This window comes from Emticicia soli, assembly GCF_037860775.1.
GTDB lineage: Bacteria > Bacteroidota > Bacteroidia > Cytophagales > Spirosomataceae > Emticicia > Emticicia soli.
This window is the reverse complement of the sequence record NZ_JBBEWC010000018.1, coordinates 1-17,345: the sequence shown is the minus strand read 5'-3', so window position 1 is coordinate 17,345 and position 17,345 is coordinate 1. Positions and strand designations below refer to the sequence as shown.

Genomic DNA, 17,345 nt, shown 5'->3' with positions numbered 1-17,345 from the left:
CCTCTTTCGTGTTGTAGATATCTACAACACGAAAGAGGCTAAAAAATAGATGAATACTAAAGAATTACTTATCCAGCAAATTAATATTCCCAGTTAAATCTATAGCATTTGTGTAACTAGGGCTTACATAAATGTAGGCCTCAATACTACATTTTGCATTTTTCCCAATTTCCTGTAAAAACGTTTGAAAAAAAGTCTTAGCCGCCATTGCAGCTGCTGCATGCTGTCCTGCACGACATGGCTCTAGCATTAAAAGACGCATTACTTTATTATTTGCTGCAAAAATATTTGCAGCTCTTGATAGTCTTGCATTTGTCCAAGTGTTATCTGATGCTGGTCGTACAGAGTAATCAGTATTATAATATTGTGCTTCCGTTGTAATCCAATCTGCTACAGAAGCTATACTTTCAAAAATATCTTTGTCAGTATTTTTAATACGCTGGAAAAGCCCTCCATTAACTACAACTTGCTTAGATGCCATTTTATGTACCTCTGTACTTACCTCTATCATAAGATTTACAGAAGCATCGATTAATCCTAAAAATTCAGGATTGTTATTTTCTTGCCAAGTTGCAGAATCGATTGCATCAAGAAAAATCCCAGCTTTGTATGACTTAGCTTGAGCCACCATAAAATCTTTCATAATGCTAAAGGCCTTGGGTTTTCGTAAATCAACTAAATAAGTACCTGGGCCGTTATGATCATTTACAATAACTCCATTTTTCTTTAAAAACCCATCAACATTTGCAATATCTTGGGAAAGTTTTCTAAGAGATTCGTTGTTCTGATTAACACCAGTAAGCGACACATAAGGAATTGCATTAGCAGGAGCACTAGTTGAGGATATATGCCCCGGTTCGATTATAACCAATTTAAACTCTCCAACTTTTTTTAAAATATCCGAATTGGATACCCCATAATAAACTGCGCCCTTACCTAAAGCAACTTCAGTTTTAATTTCTTTGAGAGGTTCTTCGCACTTGCAACCAATAATTTGGATAGTTAGTATTAGAAATACAATGATTTTATTCTTCATGTTTACTTTTTGGTTTAATAAGTCCGAATTTACAAAAAAATCTACCATGATTTAAGTAAAGCTGATTGTTAAATTTTTAAGTATTAATACCATATATTAAAATGAATATTTTTAGAGTAAATTAGCAGCGAATAACCACTGTGATTAAAAATGAATAAAGACTACTTAGAGAAAATCAAGATTCTACGAGAAAAAATCCCGGTTGGAGTTACGCATGCCCTAAAAATTCTTGAAAAATCAGGAGGTAATATTGATACAGCGCAAGAATTAATCAAAGAAGAATATACTGCTATTTTAATACACAAAACAGGTGTATCCAGAGAAATAGCGCAGCATCATTTGCTTATAAATAAATTCAATGTCGAGACCGCACTCAATTCAATTGAAAAAGTAATTTATAGTATTACGGAGTTAATCCTTAGGCGTGGTAATAATAAAAGAGACGCAATAAAATTAATGCTTGATGCAATAGAGAGAAAAATAAAAGCAGAAGTTGATAAGAAGAAAGAATCAGAGGTATATGAATGGTTTAATTTTGAATTATTAAATACCTTAAGCCCGGATTTGTTTACTTTCGCCGCTATTGCAAAGTGGCTTTTGTATGAAGATTCTGAAGGTTTCGATTATGCTGTGTCTTTTCATACAGCTATTGTAACCGAGCAAATTGAAACGATTCTTCTTTTACCAGAGATAGCTACTTATATAAGAATATCTAGAAACAGAAAAGCCTATTTTTATCAAAAGTACGAGCATAAAAAACGGGGTTTTATGAAAGCTTATGATGAAATACGGCAAGATTCACTCTATAAAAACGCTGAAAAAGCTTATCATGACAATGCCGAATTATTGATTGAAACGCTTTATAATTATGTTAAAACACATATAAAACAGTTTCCGTGATGTAGATACAAAGCGGCAGAGTCCTCGGGCTTGGCTTGGGCAAACGCACATGAGAGACTCTGCCGAAATACAAATTCTAACATGTACTATGAAAACTTTGATTGAAGAAATACAAGAGAATAAAGACAAATATGCATTAGTCGGGCCCCCACGAGAATATTTTTTTGTCGAATTAGAAAATGGGGGAATGATACATTATGAGGATTTAGAATTACTTAATGAGACTATAGAATTTGCACTCAATTTTGGTTTACGAATATTTAAAAATTACTCTGAATTTAGGGAGTATAGGGATAATAATACGAAAACTTTGATTGAAAAAATAAAAGAGGATAAAGAAAAATACGCATTAGTCAAATATCACAGAGGATATCTGTTTGTATATTTAGATTCATGGGGATCGCCCCAAAGGGATTCAGAATCGCATGATGAAACTGTAAAATTTGCTCTCAATTTTGGTGTACGAATATTTGAAAATTACGATGAATATATAGATTATCTCGCGAGTAAAAAGGCAAACAATTCTTAATATAGCAGAAAATACAACTTTTCGTCCCCTCAATCTCTCCCGTGTGCATAGCCTAAAGCAAATCAAGGGGGCGCTGAGGCTCAGGGAATCAGAAAATCATAATAAGGCTTTACAGTCTCGACCGAGTCTCTCATGTGTGAAAGCCTTCACCAAGTACGAGGACTCGGTCGCTATGAACACAAAGCGGCAGAGTCCTCGGGCTATGCTTGGGCAAGCGCACGTGAGAGACTCTGCCGAAACATATTAGTACAATTCATCTGAACTAGACTTTACTCAAAGAAAAATTTAACATCCTCCCTATCTTTTCCTAAATACATATTATTTTTTATCTTATCTAATATCCTGTTTTTCAGCTCTTCTCTAGTAAATTTCTTATTAAAAGCTGAATTTATAAGCTCTATACCATCATTTACACAAGTAGAATTATCAGGTTGAAAATTAGGGAATAAGTAAGTATCATGATTTGTTAATTTATCGGACTCTCTACAATGTTTATTTTCATAATCTGCAATATCCGTGTATAAATAAATATCTTCATCTTTACTATATGAAATACTCAGACGTACCGACTCACCATCTTTTTCTACACTCATATCTTCTTCATATATTGACGAAAACGAATGTTCTGGTTCAAAGTCTTCACTTAAACGCACTCTTAAAATAAGCCCACTAGGCAGTTTTTTTGTATATATTCTTACCTTGGCTTTAGTTTCATTCGAAGTTAATGAAGTACCCTTATGGTTACTAACAATAATTCCCGTTTTCTTATCAATTCTGGTAACAATTTTTAATGACTTATTTTCTTTTTTATCGTTCACAGTACAATCACACTCATGATCGTTTAGATTACTAGAAATTATTCCTAGATTCCCTAAATTGAAGAATTTACACTTTATTTCTACTTTATTTGAATCAGGAATATTCTCTAAAGTCCCTTCTTTATCTTTAATTGTAATTTTATCATAAACTTCTCCATCACTTTTGAAAGATGTTACTTCATATATAATTCCATCTTTTATATACATTTTTTTGCCTATGGTTGAGTCTGCCTTAAATTCAATTGTACCAGTAAACGGGCTTTGCGAATCCAATAAATAAACCTCATCATTAGTCAACTTAAATTTACTATAAAAAGCTTTAGCTAAATCGCCATTAAAAGTATTGAGATCAATATTTACACTAGACTTACCACAAGAGTTCAAAAGAAATGCAAAGAATAATATTGGTAGAGTTTTTTTCATTGTTTTATTTAGTCAAAATTTAAAATACTTGTATATGAATTAATATTGAAGTTCTTTATGCCGTTCGGCTGAAAAATTACCTCGACATGATTGCCGTTTTTAAAACGGCTGTTGCATACAATGTTAAAAATGCGTTCAAAGAACGCTTGACAGTTCCACTGCGGCACCCGACTAAATTAAAAATTCAGCCGAACGAGAGAATAAAACTATTTATTCTTACTCTTCTTTTTCATTTAACCTTAATTTTACTTTTTTCAAGGGTTCTCTCATTGCTTTTTCAAGATTAATCATATTTGTAATTAAGAAATCTGACATCTGTTCCCAGTCTTGTCTTTTAAAAAAGTTTACACCCTCTAGCGCATATGCTACCCGACACATTTTTTTATTATCTAACCTTACCCAAATTAATTCATGACCAAAGTTTCTATTTATTTCCTCTTCAAATTTTCTTAATTCATCAAAAATGTATTTGTTAACCAGCGCATCAGGTTTTAAAATGGCCAACTCTATATTACAGTGTGACCTGGTAACCACAAAACTATAAGATAAGCCTGAGATACCAGTTCCTCCAGAACTTAGCCAATGGTCTTTTGTCGGATTTACACTTTGAAATATTGAAGTTTGACCTTTTATTTTTGATAATAATTTAGACCAAAATTCTAATCGCAGTTGATGAGTTTCTTTTAACTCCTCTTGTGTCGACAATTCATCTTGAATCTTATCAGCCATTTTTATAATATATTCTTCTGTCTCTTTAATTGGAATGATTTGTTCAATATTTAAAAAATACTGTTCCTGTAATATAAAAGGAGTAACTTTAAAACATTTCAATTGAATTTTATAATTTAATAGCCACAATACAGTTGATGTTACCTCTTTTTTGAACTTCTTTGCAACTAAAAATATTCTTTGTGTTTGGCTATTGTTTATACTTAACTCATCATAACTATATTCGGTATCTTTAAAGAAATCTCCCAATTTTTCAATAGCAATTTCACCTTTACCCTTTTTATTAAGATACTGTTGGTATATTTGTTCTATCTGTGTTTTTTTCAGAGTTGAGCAATAAGAGGCATATTTTATCGCTTGCCATGTTACATCTCTTCCTGTATCATCAAGTTTATTCTCAATTATTACCAAGTTCCCTTCTTTATCAATGGCTAATAAATCCAATCTTTCGTTTGTATCATCAAAGCCACTAAACTCTTTCTGAATTATTAATAAAGGCTCTCCTAGAGCGTTAGGTAAGTCTTCAAGCCATTCTTGCAAATTAGCTCTTTCTGTAAAACCTATTTCTGAAAATGATACACGGGTTAGTTCTTCGATTTTATTAGCAGTTTTATTTATTAAATACATAAGTTAATTAGGGTTAAAATTGATTTTCAAGTTAAGAATAGGTTAATCTGGTTTAGTTTTGAGTTACGATGATACAGCTATATCCTCTATTACTTGCCCACTATCTTAGCATCTGATGCTCTCATTCTTGCCAACTCCGCCTTAATATCCTCAATACTAGATAACAGCACTTGGTTTTGCTCTTTGAGTTTTTCTAGGTCGGCTACTTGATTCTTTAGTTTTTCGATTTCCAATTGTTGCTCTTTCACAGCATTAACCAATGGCATCACAAAATCAGAGTAAGCTAACGAATAAGTACCATCGCCCGACTTCTTTAGTCCGCTGAAAGGCACACCTAAATCTTTCATTACCTTTTCTACGTCTTGTGCAATGAAACCATCATGACGGGTTTTGTTCTGGTCGGCAGTGTAGTTGTACGATACCGTTTGTAGGCGAGTAATAAAGCTCAAGCCTAAACGGCTAGTGTAGTTAATATTTTCTTTTAATCGTCGGTCCGAGGGGTTACTCCAAGGCACTTGTCCTTCAATGACTGTAACGGCCGAATTGCCTATTCTAACTTTATTCGAAGCGTTAATACTTGAATATGCACCAATTGCAGTAGCATTTGAAAAATCTCCAGTGCTACTTGAGTGAGCACCAATTAAGGTATTATTGCTTCCATTAATAATACCAAACCCTGCATGATTACCAATAGCAGTGTTTTCTTCTCCTTCTCTTTCATCTACTAAAGTATTAACGCCAATTGCAACATTACCAAACCCAGTAGTATTTTCAAAAAGAGCACTTGCGCCGATTCCTACATTATATATACCATATAAGTTATTAAACAAAGTCGAAAGACCTATAGCAGTATTCGCCTCTCCGCCTCTGTTTTCTCTTAACGCATTCATTCCAACGGCTGTATTAAACGACCCAAACTGATTTTCCTTCATAGAATATGCTCCAATAGATGTGTTAAAGTCTCCAGAATTATTTAGATACAAAGCTTTATTGCCTAAAGCTGAATTAAATCTCCCACTGTAATTAAACCGTAGACTTGAATCGCCAATAGCAGTATTATAATAACCAACCGGATTAGATGCTAATGCATTGGTTCCAAGTGCAATACTGCCTAAAGAAAAATCTTGATTTGTCTGGCCTCTTATACCCATCGGAGTAATTGTAATCGAGCCATCAACAGAACTTGAAACTTTAATTTGCCCAAAAGATTGATTAGAAATAAAAAGAAAGAGTAGCAGTTTTTTCACAGTCACAATGTTAAGATTAAAAAATCCTTCAATTATACAAAATACCTTTTGATAAACAAAAGGGGAGTTTTAAAATCTTAGCACAGTGCTACGCCTGCCGTTTCCCTATTTATCATTATAAAACCCAAACCGCACTTCTCCGGGCTTTTGGCAGTGGTTGGCGCCTTCGCCGGCTATAAAATAGCCGTCTGAAATGGCGGTTAATTGTCCCTCGCCGGTGTTGTAGCAAAAACCCGGTGTGCTTATGGTCTGGTAGGCAACCCAGGTGTTGTTGGTGGCTCCGGTGCGCTTAAAAAATACCCCGAAATTGTCGTACACATCTCTTACCAATACCCTGTCGCCATCAATGGCCACCGAATACCCATAATACACCATATACTGGTGCGGTGAAACCAAAGTTGCAAAAGTGGTAAACCACAAATTAGTAGTCGGATTATACTGATACACCCGTGCTATACGTGCGCCTCCTACTACCATATAATTGCCTGATATGGCTAAATCATGCCCCAGGTTATCGTGGGCAAGTGCTGAAAAAGTCTGCACGAGATTCCATGCATTGCCCGATTTTCGGTAAGTAAATATCTTACCGTTATTATATTCCTGGTCTTTTCTGGCTTTTGGTTTGGCTACCACAATGGTGTTTTCGTCTTTCATGCGGGCAATTATTTCTGTACCCTCGTTGGCGCTGCCTTCGGTATTCATAATTTTCTGCTGGAATGTCCAGATACCTGCACTCGGCGAAAACACATAAACCGAGCCAATATTAGAAACCGCCGGCGAAACCAAATCGTCGCCCGATGTACTTATGGTTACAAATGGTACATTGGCGGCATTCTTATAAAAATCGACGCTTGTGCCAAATCTGTCACCCGTTGCGCCGTCGGCGGCTGTGAGTTTTGCCTCCTGCGCCCACACACCCGAGGTCTGCTTAAAAATATACACCGCCCCCGTATTGGCATTGGCACCCGGCGCCCCTACTACTATATAATCACCCACGAGTGCCACACTTGCGCCAAAGTTGTCGTTGGCTGCGCCGTCGGGAGCTACCAGTTTTTTCACCATAAGCCAGCTTTCGCCACCGTAGGCCAAACCATGATAATAAACAGCACCCTGATTGGCATTATTGCCGACCTTGGTTTGGGCAGCACCTACCACAGCCCAATAACCCGAAATATCAACCGCATGCCCGAATTTATCGTTGGCAGCGCTATCGGGCGAAAAATTCTGCATAGTATTGTAATCTACAATGCTGTCTTTGGTTGAGCAATACCACGCTTTTTCGTAATAGGTACAAAGTCCTTTTTTGTCGGTATCAAAAACCGTAAGGCCATCTGAGGGCTTGGCAATTTTGAGGCGCTCCAAACTCGTTATCTGCGGAATCTCAACACCTCGCTGATAGGCATTGCTGATGTTTATCATGGCAGGTTGCTGCTCTGTACCGGGCGAAAGTGTGATGCTCTGAGCGAAAGAAAAAGTACTAAAAAGGCAAAGCAATAGAAGTAAAACGCTAGTTTTCATGAAGCATGTGTGAGGTTTGGTTGGCTATAAATTTTGTTGGCTCAAAATTAAAGCCTCACACACTGGCAAAAAACTACTAAAATAAGTAGGCGCATCACCCCGCCCCGTGCCACGGGTATACTCGTCCGAAAAAGACGGCGCACGGCTAGTGTGGCACGGGTAAGTGGGGAGAAGTGGTCAAAAAACTAAAAAACAAAGCGGCAGAGTCCTCATGCTATGCTTAAGCAAGCGCACATGAGAGACTCTGCCGAGACATGGCCTCCGTGACACGGGTATACTGGTCCGAAAAAGCCCGTGGCACGGGTAAGTGGGGAGAAGTGGTCAAAAAGCTGAAAAACAAAGCGGTAGAGTCCCCATGCTAAGCTTGGGCAAGCGCACATGAGAGACTCTGCCGATACTAAAGACACGCATTAAAAATTTACTGTAAAACTTACGCCGTATTGTGGCAAAGATTTTAGTTCGCCGCCGCCTAAGTTCTGGTAAACAGGTAGCCGGTAAGATAGCCCAACGTTGAATCTATTGTAGTACATTTCAAGCCCTGCGTTAGCCAGTGTCGCAAAACCGCCTGTTTGTGAGTTACGTTGCCCTTCTTTTATGTCTCTGAAACCATAGTCAATTAGCGCACCTACATTGGGCATTATCGAGAATCCCCCCCAGTTTTTTGAATAAAACGCCGTCAGCGACCCATTAATACGGTTACCAAACCGATATTTAGCATTACTGCGGGTTGCAAGCCTTGCACCAACTTCGGTATTTATGCCCCAATCATGAATTTTAATTGTATGAATGGCACTCAAAAGGAAATCGGTGCTTCCGGTGCCTAACTGAAAATTAGGATTAATTTCATCTTCATAGCCATATTCAAATTTACCGGTTGCTAGTTTCACCCCTCCGCCAATCATCAGGCTTTGGTAAATATGGCTTGTATTGGTGGTATCTAAAAAAGAGTTAAATACATTTACATGGGCTAAAACAATGGCATCGCCGATACCATTTTTAACCGCTTCGGCTCTGCTATTTAATAATACCTGATGGTTGGAATTATAAGGCAAAAAAAACATCAATTGCACTTTTTTAACCGGATAAAACCGTGCCCACAGCTCGGCTGTCTGGTAAGTTTCACGGGTTTTCAGCAATACACTATTCAGGTGCGAATCATACGTGCGGTGTCTATACCGAAGCCCGATAAACTGTGTACCTGCACGTGGAGTAAGTCCCACAAATGCACTTCCGTTGGCACAGCCGCAAATATCGCAGGCAAGTGTTTCTAGTTGGCTGCTTATCAATAATAATACAAGAAGTATTTTTTTCATTTCATTCTATTTACATTGTCTATTTCTTTCATAACAATACCTCAAACCCTGATTCTTTTATAATTAGATAGCAAACTTTTTATTCTTCAAAAACTCTTCATCGGTCAATGTTTTAAGAAACGCTATAAGCTTTGTTTTCTCGTCTTTAGACAAAGCAATGCCTAATGTCTGTCCATTTTTTAGCAAACCATCAAGTGTATTTGAATCAATTACGCCATCTGAATAATGGTTCAATACGGCATCAAGGCTATAAAAGCGGCCATCGTGCATATAAGGTGCAGTAACACCTATATTTCTAAGGCTTGGTACTTTAAACTTATAATTATCTGCTTGCGCTGCCGTAATCCGTTGCCTGCCTGTATCTTCTTTGGTATAAACGGGCAAGCCATTGTTACGATACGACTGGTCGGTGAAGAGTTCGCCCGAATGGCAAGAAGCACATTTTTGTTTAAAAATTTCCAGCCCTTCCAACTCATCGGTAGTAAGCGTGCCCCCAGCCTCTTTTCTTGCGTATTTATCGTAGCGAGAATTAGCCGAAACCAACGTAAGCATAAACTGAGAAAGTGCTTTCAGAAACCTTTCGGTAGTGATTTCTTTGCTACCATAGGCTTTCTGAAAAAGCGTGGCGTATTTTTCTTGCTTGCGGAGTTTATCTAAAACATTACCCAGTTTTTCATCCATTTCAACCGGATTCTCGATAGGTGCAATAGAAAACATATCTAAATCAAACACGCCTCCATCCCAGAAAAAATCTTTCTGAAAAGCCATATTCTGGATAGGCGGCGCATTTCTGATGCCAATCTTGTTATCAATACCATGACTTAAATCATGGCCATGATGCGTAAAAGCATAGGGTTGGCTGTGGCATTCGGCACAAGAGATGGTTCCGTTTCTTGATAAGTTCCCGTCATAAAACAGAGCCTTGCCTAACTCAAAACCATCTTTTGTAACCGGATTCTTCGATAAATCATAGACTGGTTTAGGGAAATTAGCAGGAACCGTAAACAGTTCTTCAGGTTTGATAACCTGAGAGCTGTCTTTTGAACAGGCAACTCCCAGGTAAATCAAAACACTAATCGCCAGAATAACGAGCTTAGATTTTATCATTTCTTTTCATTATGAACGTGGTCAACAATAAAACTTTTAGCGTAATTCTGACCTATCGGAATACCAGCCGCTGGTGCGTGTGTCATGTACGAGTTAGCAATGCTAATCTGATTCACACCATTGAAAACCTTCTGAACATCGTTAATTATATGAATTTGCGGCGATACATCACCCCTAACCTGCGCTACGCTGGCCATTGGCAAAGTAATGGTATGCAGGTTATTAGGTGTTTTGCCTGTCATACCGCCAAAACCACCTATATGAAACTGATACTCGGTCATGTTCATCATATTTTGAGGAATCGCACTCGATTTTCCTTCCATTTTAAAGAAAATATAGCCCATATTCCACGACCAATACATGTTATCATCGCCATAAGAAGCGGGGTCAAGTACTCCTGTACGTTGGCTCACATCAGAGACCGACTTGAGGCTATCGACGCCTATCATATACGACACTTCGTTGTAGTTTCCGGCCGGAACATTCTCTAATTTAATAAGCAGCGAATTAGGGTCTGAGTGCTTTACAAGAAAATATTTATCCGAAAACTTTACCGTATTACCGTTTTCGTTTTTAAGGCTAATATTCGAAACAAAATAATTCAGGCGTGTAACTGTAAAATCTTCGTTAAGCGAGTTTTTGGCTGTTGTTGTACCTAAAACCAATTTTTGGTCGCCAACACGGTTGTCAAATTCAAGAATAACGGTATTTTTATCGTTCGGATTGATTTCGTTTTCTTTTTGGCATGAAACAATGATAACAGACGCAAAAAGAGCAAGGAATAAATATGTAAGATTTTTCATTATTTTAGAAAGTATATATAGAAGTTGTTCAGGAGTTTAATTACAGTTTAAAATAGTGTTGTTTTGAGCGAGCCAAACCAGATGGTGAGGCAATAGCAGCGCAAGGCGCAGCCAAAACAAGGCATTTTTAAACGCAAGAAACAATCCTAATCAACTTCATAAGTATTGTGAGGTACGCACAGGCATATCTCAACAAACACAGAGAATTTGTTTATGAAATTATTGATAAATAGTACTGATAGCCCCAGAAATAATCTTGGCTATACAACAATCAAAGGGAGGGTATCAGACCAATGACGGCGGATGAAAAATAGAAGATGAGAAATCAATTGTTGTTTGTGCTGCAAAAGGATAATTATTAACAGCAAAATCTTTAATATCAACCACATTAGTAAAATCAAAATTACTATGACTTTCAAATGTGTTTACCTCTAAAAGCTTATAAATGAAATTCTGAAGTGCGTTTTGTTCTTCTTTTTCGGTTTGTTCGTGGATTTTTTTAGCTAAAAAACACTTACCATCGCAATGTAACTCGGGCTTATTTTTATTAACGCAGTAGTTTTTAATGATAAAGTCTTTGCGAATCTGATAATCAAGGCAAATAAAAGGCACTATAAACGATTTCACCAACAATGCCAGTGAAAGAATAACGAGTGCTATTTGCTTGAATTGAAACATGGCCACAAAGCTAAGTCATAATTGAAAAACTTCATTACTTTTTTTAAACTTCTTGTTTTGTTGAATAAAACATCCCTGTGGCACGGGTAATAGGGGAAGTGGTGAGAAGTGGGTAGCTAAGCCTTATTAACCGTGACACGCCCGTCTACTTTCGAGTATAGGCGTGCCACGGTGCAAAAAAAACGGTTTCGGCAGTAAAGCCAAAACCGTTTTGCTTTAGGTTTCATGTTTGAAATAAGATACTGTACTTCAATTGATAAAGTTGAGAAATCTGGGACCGTAATTGATTTGCTTACACATTTTAAAAGTTTAAAAATTGAGAATAAAACCGTCAGAACTCTCCTAAGACAATTTAGCGTTGATTAAAAATTGATGCTTCATTTGTAACAACTGCTGCTGTTGCTTTGCTGTAAATACTCATAAATGGCACTGTTGGATTCTGTGCCAGTTTGCTCGTAAGCGAGCGGTTAAACAGCCCCTCAAAAAACGAACGTTGGCGGGTTACTGTCACCAGCATATCGGCCTCATGAAAATTAAGGTATTTGCTGATGCCGTCTTCCAGATTTCTGGCATAAACCGGATAATCAACTACCTCGATACCCTTAAAGAAATAGTGGTAGTCGTAGGTAGGTAACATACTCAGGTCTTTCTCTGAAGCCTTGTTTTTAATGGTTGTGAGCAAGGTAAGCGTGGCATTGTTGGCCTTTAATATGGATTTTAAGGCCGTTAGCTCCCCTACCGAACAAGTACTTTGGGCATCTACTGCCATCACTACGTTTCGCAGTGGGGCCATATTCATTCTTTCGGGCACAATCAGTGCATTGCCGGGCACATTGCGCACAATATCGGTGGCCATATTGCCAAAGAAAATATCATCTCGCTGCCCTCTGGTACCGGCAACAATCAGGTCGAAATCGTTCTGATAGCTCAGAAACCGGAGTGCTCCGGCCGGAGACGCCGGCAACAACAGACGCTTGAAAGTATGAATCTGGCGTTGGTCGGCCTGCTCGGCGCTAGCAATAAATTGCCTCATACTGGCTTTCGAATGGCTATAAATGGTCTCGAAATAGCTAAACGAAGCCTCGGCAGAGCTATCGCTCGGAAACGAATAATAAGCGTGTAGAAAAGTAAACTCGCAGGCATGATTGCCCAATAAATTCAACATATACCGCACCGCTTTTTCTGATACTGCCGAAAAATCGGTCGTAAGCAATACTTTTTTCATAGATAACACTCAGTAATTAAATGGTCTCACTTAAAATTCTTGTTACACTTTTAAACCTGGCAAATTCTTAGAGTGTTAATTGTTTGATTATCAATATTTTAATTACAAACCTGTTTAAACAGATTCTATATAAAAAGCTTTTTTTCTTTAAAAAGACAAGGTTAAAATAACCTTGCCTTTTTTCCATTACCTAACCACTAATATTCAACTTCCAAATAATTTAATAAAAAATTACTTTTTGGATACGAATAAAGCTGCGCAGATTGTTCACGGTACATTATAAACCTCAGCAATTTCAATGAACCTAGCAAGCTAACCTGAAGCCGCACGGCAAATAGTAATATCTTGTAACTATAAAAAAAACCTCTTTTAAACACCAGAAGAACATAGCAAATGCAAGCCCTTGCAATAGTATTCTGCAGGCAATTTTTAAAGTTTTAGTTTTCTATGGATGCTTATAAGTGTGAAGTCAAAAAGAGGAAAAAAAACACCGGAGTTTCAGACCGAGCAACACTGTCGGAAATCGGCTCTCAGTAGGGGCATGCTACTTTTGTGCCATCGATTTGAGCAAGTATATTTTTTGCGTAAATAAACAGACATTCAGAGCAATGATTATAAAATATAACAGGTTAGTAACATGAAGCAAATTTAAAATAAAAATCATAAAAAAAAATAGACTTTTCGTATATTTTTTTTTGACACCAAAAGTTAGCACAATATTTGACAAAAAAGACCCAAAAAATATTAAAAAGATACATTGTTTTTTTTCATCGACAAAAAACACCTTTTAGTCATTTTTTAGAAAACGGCACTATTTTTCAAATTTACTTTTCGGCCGCTTGAAGCAATTCTTTAAAAATATAATAAATCGAAGTTTGTGTAAAGTAGAAAGGGCTAAAAATATAAGCATTGATGCCGAGCTGCATATAAAAAAACAAGCCAATACCTGGTGCTATTAAATCAGAAATTTTTGCAACATTTTACAGTTGTTTGTGTCGTTTCAATGCCCTCATGCCCCATTTAAAACACAAAATTAATGTTCTATTAATGCATCGGGCTTATATTTGTATTGTTTTTACCATACACTTATAAGCATGAATCACGAAAACTTTTTGAAAAATATTTTCTCGCCAACAGATTTTAACACCCGTGAACTAGAGCTTATTCTGCCTAAATTCAAGCGGGTTAAGTTTGCCAAAAACGCATTTCTGCTGCAGGAAGGCACAACCGCCAACCATTATTGGTTTGTAGAAAGCGGCTTTGTGCGCTCTTTTGTAAACGATACCGATGGAAACGACATAAGCACTGATTTTTATAGCGAAGGTGATATTGTTATCGACTGGCCCTCGTTCTTCTTGCGCACATCCACCCGTGAAAACATTCAGGCGCTTTCGGCCTGTGTATGCTGGCAGCTCGACTTCGACAGTTTTCAGGAATTGTTTAATGGCATCGAAACCTTTCGTGAGCATGGCCGCCGCCGACTGGTAAGTTCTTATTTTGCCCTCAAAAACCACAGCGTGTCTATCATTGCCGACCAAGCCAAGGCCCGCTATATACACCTGCTCGAAACCAAACCGCATATTGTGCAAAACGTTGCCGTAAAGCACATTGCCACTTATCTGGGTATCACCAAATTTTCGTTGAGCCGAATCCGAAAAGAAATTTCAGAATAAAAACAGACTTTGCTTTTGCAGTATAATTTTGAAACAAGCTTATAGCAAATAAATAATATGAGGCTGTCTCAAAAGTTTTTTATACCAAATAATATTTGGAAAAGACCCCACCCTAACCCTCCCCAACAATGGGGAGGGGACTAAAAAGCCCCTCTCCCCACAGTTGGGGAGAGGGACGGTCGGCCGCTGCCGTTGGGGAGTGGGGTCTATACCTTGCCAAATAATATTTTGTGCCGTTTTCTTTTGAGACAGCCTCATCAATAAATTGTATAACGTACTTTCCAGGTGCCTTTTACTATGCCTCGTTCGGGGCCAAAGTCGGCTTGTATTTTATAAGTTACCCAAATAGCCCTGTTGTCCATTTCGGGTACAATCTTTTGCTGTGCAACCTCTTTTACTTCTAGTATTTCGATGCTCTTTGAGCGAGCCATACCTACGCCACTTAACTCAATAGCCCATAGCTGTGGATTCTTTACGCCAACCGTGTAGTTAGAAATAATCTGCTCATATTTCATCTGATTGGTTTGCATCTGGTTGGGCTTTAGGTTGAAATTATAAATTTTAAGCATCTGGTTACCCGGCAAACGAAAACTATTTGTAAGCTGAACATTATCTTTACTACCGCCTGCCACATTGTATTCGGTAACCGACTGGTTAGTAAAACTCTCTGTAATAGCTACTTCCTGATTAAAAACTTCGCCTTTAAAATAGCCTAGTTCACGGTCTTTTATGTTTTTAACCACCACGGTATCAATCCTCTGCGACTGCCCCACGCCATTTGCCACAAGGCTGATGATATAAGTGCCGTTTAAATCAAAATTAAATACCGGATTTTCGGTTTCGGTTTTATAGCCCATTCCGCCGCCAATCACACTTATCATCATCCACTGGTAGTTTTTCGACTGATTCTTTAATTCTACTACTCCATTGCCTGCTTGCAAAAGTGCATAATCGGCTGTGGGCTTGTTTCGTGCATAATAATCAATGCTTATGGTTTTATTCACCGACTTCGCCTTGCCTTTCAGGTCGTAGGCCGTTAGGGTAACAATATACACGCCATCTTTCTGATAAGTATATTTGCTGCCCGAATTAAAACCGATAGTAGCTTTGCTGAAATCTGTCTGGCCTATTATTTCGGTGCCATCTCCATAGTGCAGGTCATACTTTATGGCGTTCTGTACTTTGTTAAATACCACAAGCTGGTTGCCTTCGAGTTGCAAGTCAAGCTCAAGAATTAATTCGGGCACCACCGAATCTTTAGGTTTACAAGCGCATAAAAACAATAAAAAACCAATAGTAAATAGATGTTTCATAAGAGTTTATAATTTAGCAGAATCCGAATTACAGGCTAATAAGTAAAGTTAATAAAAAGTAACCGAAATTATCAAAAGTAAGCACGAATAAACCGATAATCATAATTGCGATTTTCTGAAAGTATATAATTGAACATCTATTGTATCAAGTTTAGCGTACTACTCTTTACAATTACCAAGTTTTTACTAAGCCAACACAATCATTTATTACAATATTTTGCAATTTTTCGTAGTTTTGCATACTATTTTATCGGTTTATGACACACGCCACTTGGGCAACAAACATCGCTCTAAAATGCATTTAGTTTTACCGATATTTTATTATTTTTAATAGAAATATGGTGGTTTGCTACACCAAAAGTAAAACAGAAACCGCATGTTAAAAGAAGAGCGATTTGAATATATATTAAACGGCTTGAAAGCAAGCAATAAAGTACTTTTTGAAGAGCTTTCGAAAGCACTGAGTGTATCAGAAGATACCATCAGGCGAGACATCGAGATTCTGCATAAAAGCGGATTGCTGGTAAAAGTACGTGGCGGGGCTATCAACCCGAATAAAAACCCTTTGTCGTTCAGCGACAGAGCCGAGCTATATTCAGAAAGCAAGAGCATTATAGCCCTTAAAACCCAGCAATTGCTACAAGGTGTAAACACAGTTTTTATGGACGGTGGCACAACCATGCTAGAAGTAGCGGCCCGAATACCGATAGATGCCCGATTCAGAATTATAACCAATAATATTGCGCTGATACCCGCATTATCGGCTCATAAAGGCATCGAAATCGTTGTACTGGGCGGACGCTACAACAGACTTACCCAAACCAATGTAGGCGCACAAACCTGCGCCGAAGCCCGCAAATATCAGGCAGATTTATACCTGATGGGCACTTGTGCTATTGATAGCAAAGTTGGCATAACAGCCTCTGTTGAAGAAGAAGGAGAAGTAAAAACAGCCTTTATGGAGTCGGCATTTAAAACGGCGGTGTTGAGCACCCACGAAAAGCTCGAAACAGTAGATTTTTACAGAGTAGCCCCCATTACAAAAATCGAAACCCTGATAACCGACCTATTGAGCAACGACCCGAAACTAGATATTTATCGTGGTTTTGGTTTGGAGATGTTGTGAGGGTGATTCCCTTGGGTCTTTGCCAGAGTCTCCCGTGTGCGAGTGCCTTAACATAGCTAGGGGACTCTGGCCCAATGGTCGTGATATCAGCTAAAGGTTTTCCATAGCGGCAGAGTCCCCTTCTACTCTAATGGCTCACTCGCACGGGAGACTCTGCCGAGACAACAAATTTATCAAAATACTAAAACCGTTGGGTCTTCGCCAGAGTCTCCCGTGTGCGAGTGCCTTAACACAGCTAGGGGACTCTGGCGAAGGGTCGTAATATGAGCTAAAGGTTTTC

General features: G+C 38.0%; 15 protein-coding genes. 4 read left to right on the top strand and 11 right to left on the bottom strand.

The window, feature by feature from the left end:
• Positions 1-64 precede the first annotated feature (64 nt).
• The gene (locus tag WAE64_RS22460; protein WP_340240053.1) at positions 65-1,036 is read right to left on the bottom strand and encodes a hypothetical protein; all 972 of its coding nucleotides are present in this window, start codon (positions 1,034-1,036) and stop codon (positions 65-67) included.
• A 150-nt stretch (positions 1,037-1,186) separates the two neighbouring features.
• On the opposite strand from WAE64_RS22460, the gene WAE64_RS22455 reads away from it, so the two are divergent.
• Together WAE64_RS22455 and WAE64_RS22450 are read left to right on the top strand one after the other, a co-directional pair.
• Positions 1,187-1,936 (top strand): hypothetical protein, encoded by a 750-nt coding sequence (locus WAE64_RS22455; protein ID WP_340240051.1) that lies wholly within the window; start codon positions 1,187-1,189, stop codon positions 1,934-1,936.
• Positions 1,937-2,024: 88 nt separating this feature from the next.
• Complete coding sequence (locus WAE64_RS22450) at positions 2,025-2,465, top strand: hypothetical protein (protein WP_340240049.1); 441 nt, start codon at positions 2,025-2,027, stop codon at positions 2,463-2,465.
• Positions 2,466-2,734: 269 nt separating this feature from the next.
• On the opposite strand, the gene WAE64_RS22445 is transcribed toward WAE64_RS22450, so the two are convergent.
• The 9 genes from WAE64_RS22445 to WAE64_RS22405 all read right to left on the bottom strand — a co-directional run bounded on the left by WAE64_RS22445 (position 2,735) and on the right by WAE64_RS22405 (position 12,953).
• Positions 2,735-3,706 carry a hypothetical protein gene (locus WAE64_RS22445; protein WP_340240047.1) on the bottom strand — a complete coding sequence of 324 codons (972 nt, stop codon included), beginning with the start codon at positions 3,704-3,706 and terminating at the stop codon, positions 2,735-2,737.
• Between the two features lie 216 nt (positions 3,707-3,922).
• On the bottom strand, positions 3,923-5,062 hold the full coding sequence (locus WAE64_RS22440; protein WP_340240045.1) for a DUF4268 domain-containing protein: 1,140 nt from the start codon (positions 5,060-5,062) through the stop codon (positions 3,923-3,925).
• 89 nt (positions 5,063-5,151) lie between these two features.
• Positions 5,152-6,309 carry a tail fiber domain-containing protein gene (locus tag WAE64_RS22435; RefSeq protein ID WP_340240042.1) on the bottom strand — a complete coding sequence of 386 codons (1,158 nt, stop codon included), beginning with the start codon at positions 6,307-6,309 and terminating at the stop codon, positions 5,152-5,154.
• Between the two features lie 105 nt (positions 6,310-6,414).
• On the bottom strand, positions 6,415-7,827 hold the full coding sequence (locus WAE64_RS22430) for an FG-GAP repeat protein (RefSeq protein WP_340240040.1): 1,413 nt from the start codon (positions 7,825-7,827) through the stop codon (positions 6,415-6,417).
• Between the two features lie 410 nt (positions 7,828-8,237).
• Positions 8,238-9,140, bottom strand: coding sequence for a hypothetical protein (locus WAE64_RS22425; protein ID WP_340240038.1), 903 nt, complete (start codon positions 9,138-9,140; stop codon positions 8,238-8,240).
• Positions 9,141-9,203: 63 nt separating this feature from the next.
• Entirely contained in the window at positions 9,204-10,247 is a 1,044-nt protein-coding gene (locus WAE64_RS22420) for a cytochrome-c peroxidase (protein WP_340240035.1), read from the bottom strand.
• The gene (locus tag WAE64_RS22415; protein ID WP_340240033.1) at positions 10,244-11,050 is read right to left on the bottom strand and encodes an MbnP family protein; all 807 of its coding nucleotides are present in this window, start codon (positions 11,048-11,050) and stop codon (positions 10,244-10,246) included. Before WAE64_RS22415 ends, WAE64_RS22420 begins: the two co-directional genes overlap by 4 nt.
• A gap of 285 nt (positions 11,051-11,335) precedes the next feature.
• On the bottom strand, positions 11,336-11,728 hold the full coding sequence (locus WAE64_RS22410) for a hypothetical protein (RefSeq protein ID WP_340240031.1): 393 nt from the start codon (positions 11,726-11,728) through the stop codon (positions 11,336-11,338).
• A 352-nt stretch (positions 11,729-12,080) separates the two neighbouring features.
• Positions 12,081-12,953, bottom strand: a complete 873-nt coding sequence (locus WAE64_RS22405; protein WP_340240029.1) for a universal stress protein — start codon at positions 12,951-12,953, stop codon at positions 12,081-12,083.
• Between the two features lie 1,094 nt (positions 12,954-14,047).
• Here WAE64_RS22405 and WAE64_RS22400 point away from each other — a divergent pair.
• Positions 14,048-14,626: a Crp/Fnr family transcriptional regulator gene (locus WAE64_RS22400; RefSeq protein WP_340240028.1), complete on the top strand. Its 579-nt coding sequence runs from the start codon at positions 14,048-14,050 to the stop codon at positions 14,624-14,626.
• Positions 14,627-14,883: 257 nt separating this feature from the next.
• On the opposite strand, the gene WAE64_RS22395 is transcribed toward WAE64_RS22400, so the two are convergent.
• On the bottom strand, positions 14,884-15,939 hold the full coding sequence (locus WAE64_RS22395; protein WP_340240027.1) for a hypothetical protein: 1,056 nt from the start codon (positions 15,937-15,939) through the stop codon (positions 14,884-14,886).
• 376 nt (positions 15,940-16,315) lie between these two features.
• Here WAE64_RS22395 and WAE64_RS22390 point away from each other — a divergent pair, with 376 nt between their 5' ends.
• Entirely contained in the window at positions 16,316-17,065 is a 750-nt protein-coding gene (locus WAE64_RS22390; RefSeq protein WP_340240025.1) for a DeoR/GlpR family DNA-binding transcription regulator, read from the top strand.
• Positions 17,066-17,345: the final 280 nt, after the last annotated feature.

What these genes read in the sequence shown, in the direction of transcription:
- WAE64_RS22460 (WP_340240053.1), bottom strand. Translation starts at nt 1,036, where the DNA reads ATGAAGAATAAAATCATTGTATTTCTAATACTAACTATCCAAATTATT.
- WAE64_RS22415 (WP_340240033.1), bottom strand. Translation starts at nt 11,050, where the DNA reads ATGAAAAATCTTACATATTTATTCCTTGCTCTTTTTGCGTCTGTTATC.
- WAE64_RS22430 (WP_340240040.1), bottom strand. Translation starts at nt 7,827, where the DNA reads ATGAAAACTAGCGTTTTACTTCTATTGCTTTGCCTTTTTAGTACTTTT.
- WAE64_RS22445 (WP_340240047.1), bottom strand. Translation starts at nt 3,706, where the DNA reads ATGAAAAAAACTCTACCAATATTATTCTTTGCATTTCTTTTGAACTCT.
- WAE64_RS22400 (WP_340240028.1), top strand. Translation starts at nt 14,048, where the DNA reads ATGAATCACGAAAACTTTTTGAAAAATATTTTCTCGCCAACAGATTTT.
- WAE64_RS22420 (WP_340240035.1), bottom strand. Translation starts at nt 10,247, where the DNA reads ATGATAAAATCTAAGCTCGTTATTCTGGCGATTAGTGTTTTGATTTAC.
- WAE64_RS22395 (WP_340240027.1), bottom strand. Translation starts at nt 15,939, where the DNA reads ATGAAACATCTATTTACTATTGGTTTTTTATTGTTTTTATGCGCTTGT.
- WAE64_RS22410 (WP_340240031.1), bottom strand. Translation starts at nt 11,728, where the DNA reads ATGTTTCAATTCAAGCAAATAGCACTCGTTATTCTTTCACTGGCATTG.
- WAE64_RS22390 (WP_340240025.1), top strand. Translation starts at nt 16,316, where the DNA reads ATGTTAAAAGAAGAGCGATTTGAATATATATTAAACGGCTTGAAAGCA.
- WAE64_RS22425 (WP_340240038.1), bottom strand. Translation starts at nt 9,140, where the DNA reads ATGAAAAAAATACTTCTTGTATTATTATTGATAAGCAGCCAACTAGAA.
- WAE64_RS22405 (WP_340240029.1), bottom strand. Translation starts at nt 12,953, where the DNA reads ATGAAAAAAGTATTGCTTACGACCGATTTTTCGGCAGTATCAGAAAAA.
- WAE64_RS22455 (WP_340240051.1), top strand. Translation starts at nt 1,187, where the DNA reads ATGAATAAAGACTACTTAGAGAAAATCAAGATTCTACGAGAAAAAATC.
- WAE64_RS22450 (WP_340240049.1), top strand. Translation starts at nt 2,025, where the DNA reads ATGAAAACTTTGATTGAAGAAATACAAGAGAATAAAGACAAATATGCA.
- WAE64_RS22440 (WP_340240045.1), bottom strand. Translation starts at nt 5,062, where the DNA reads ATGTATTTAATAAATAAAACTGCTAATAAAATCGAAGAACTAACCCGT.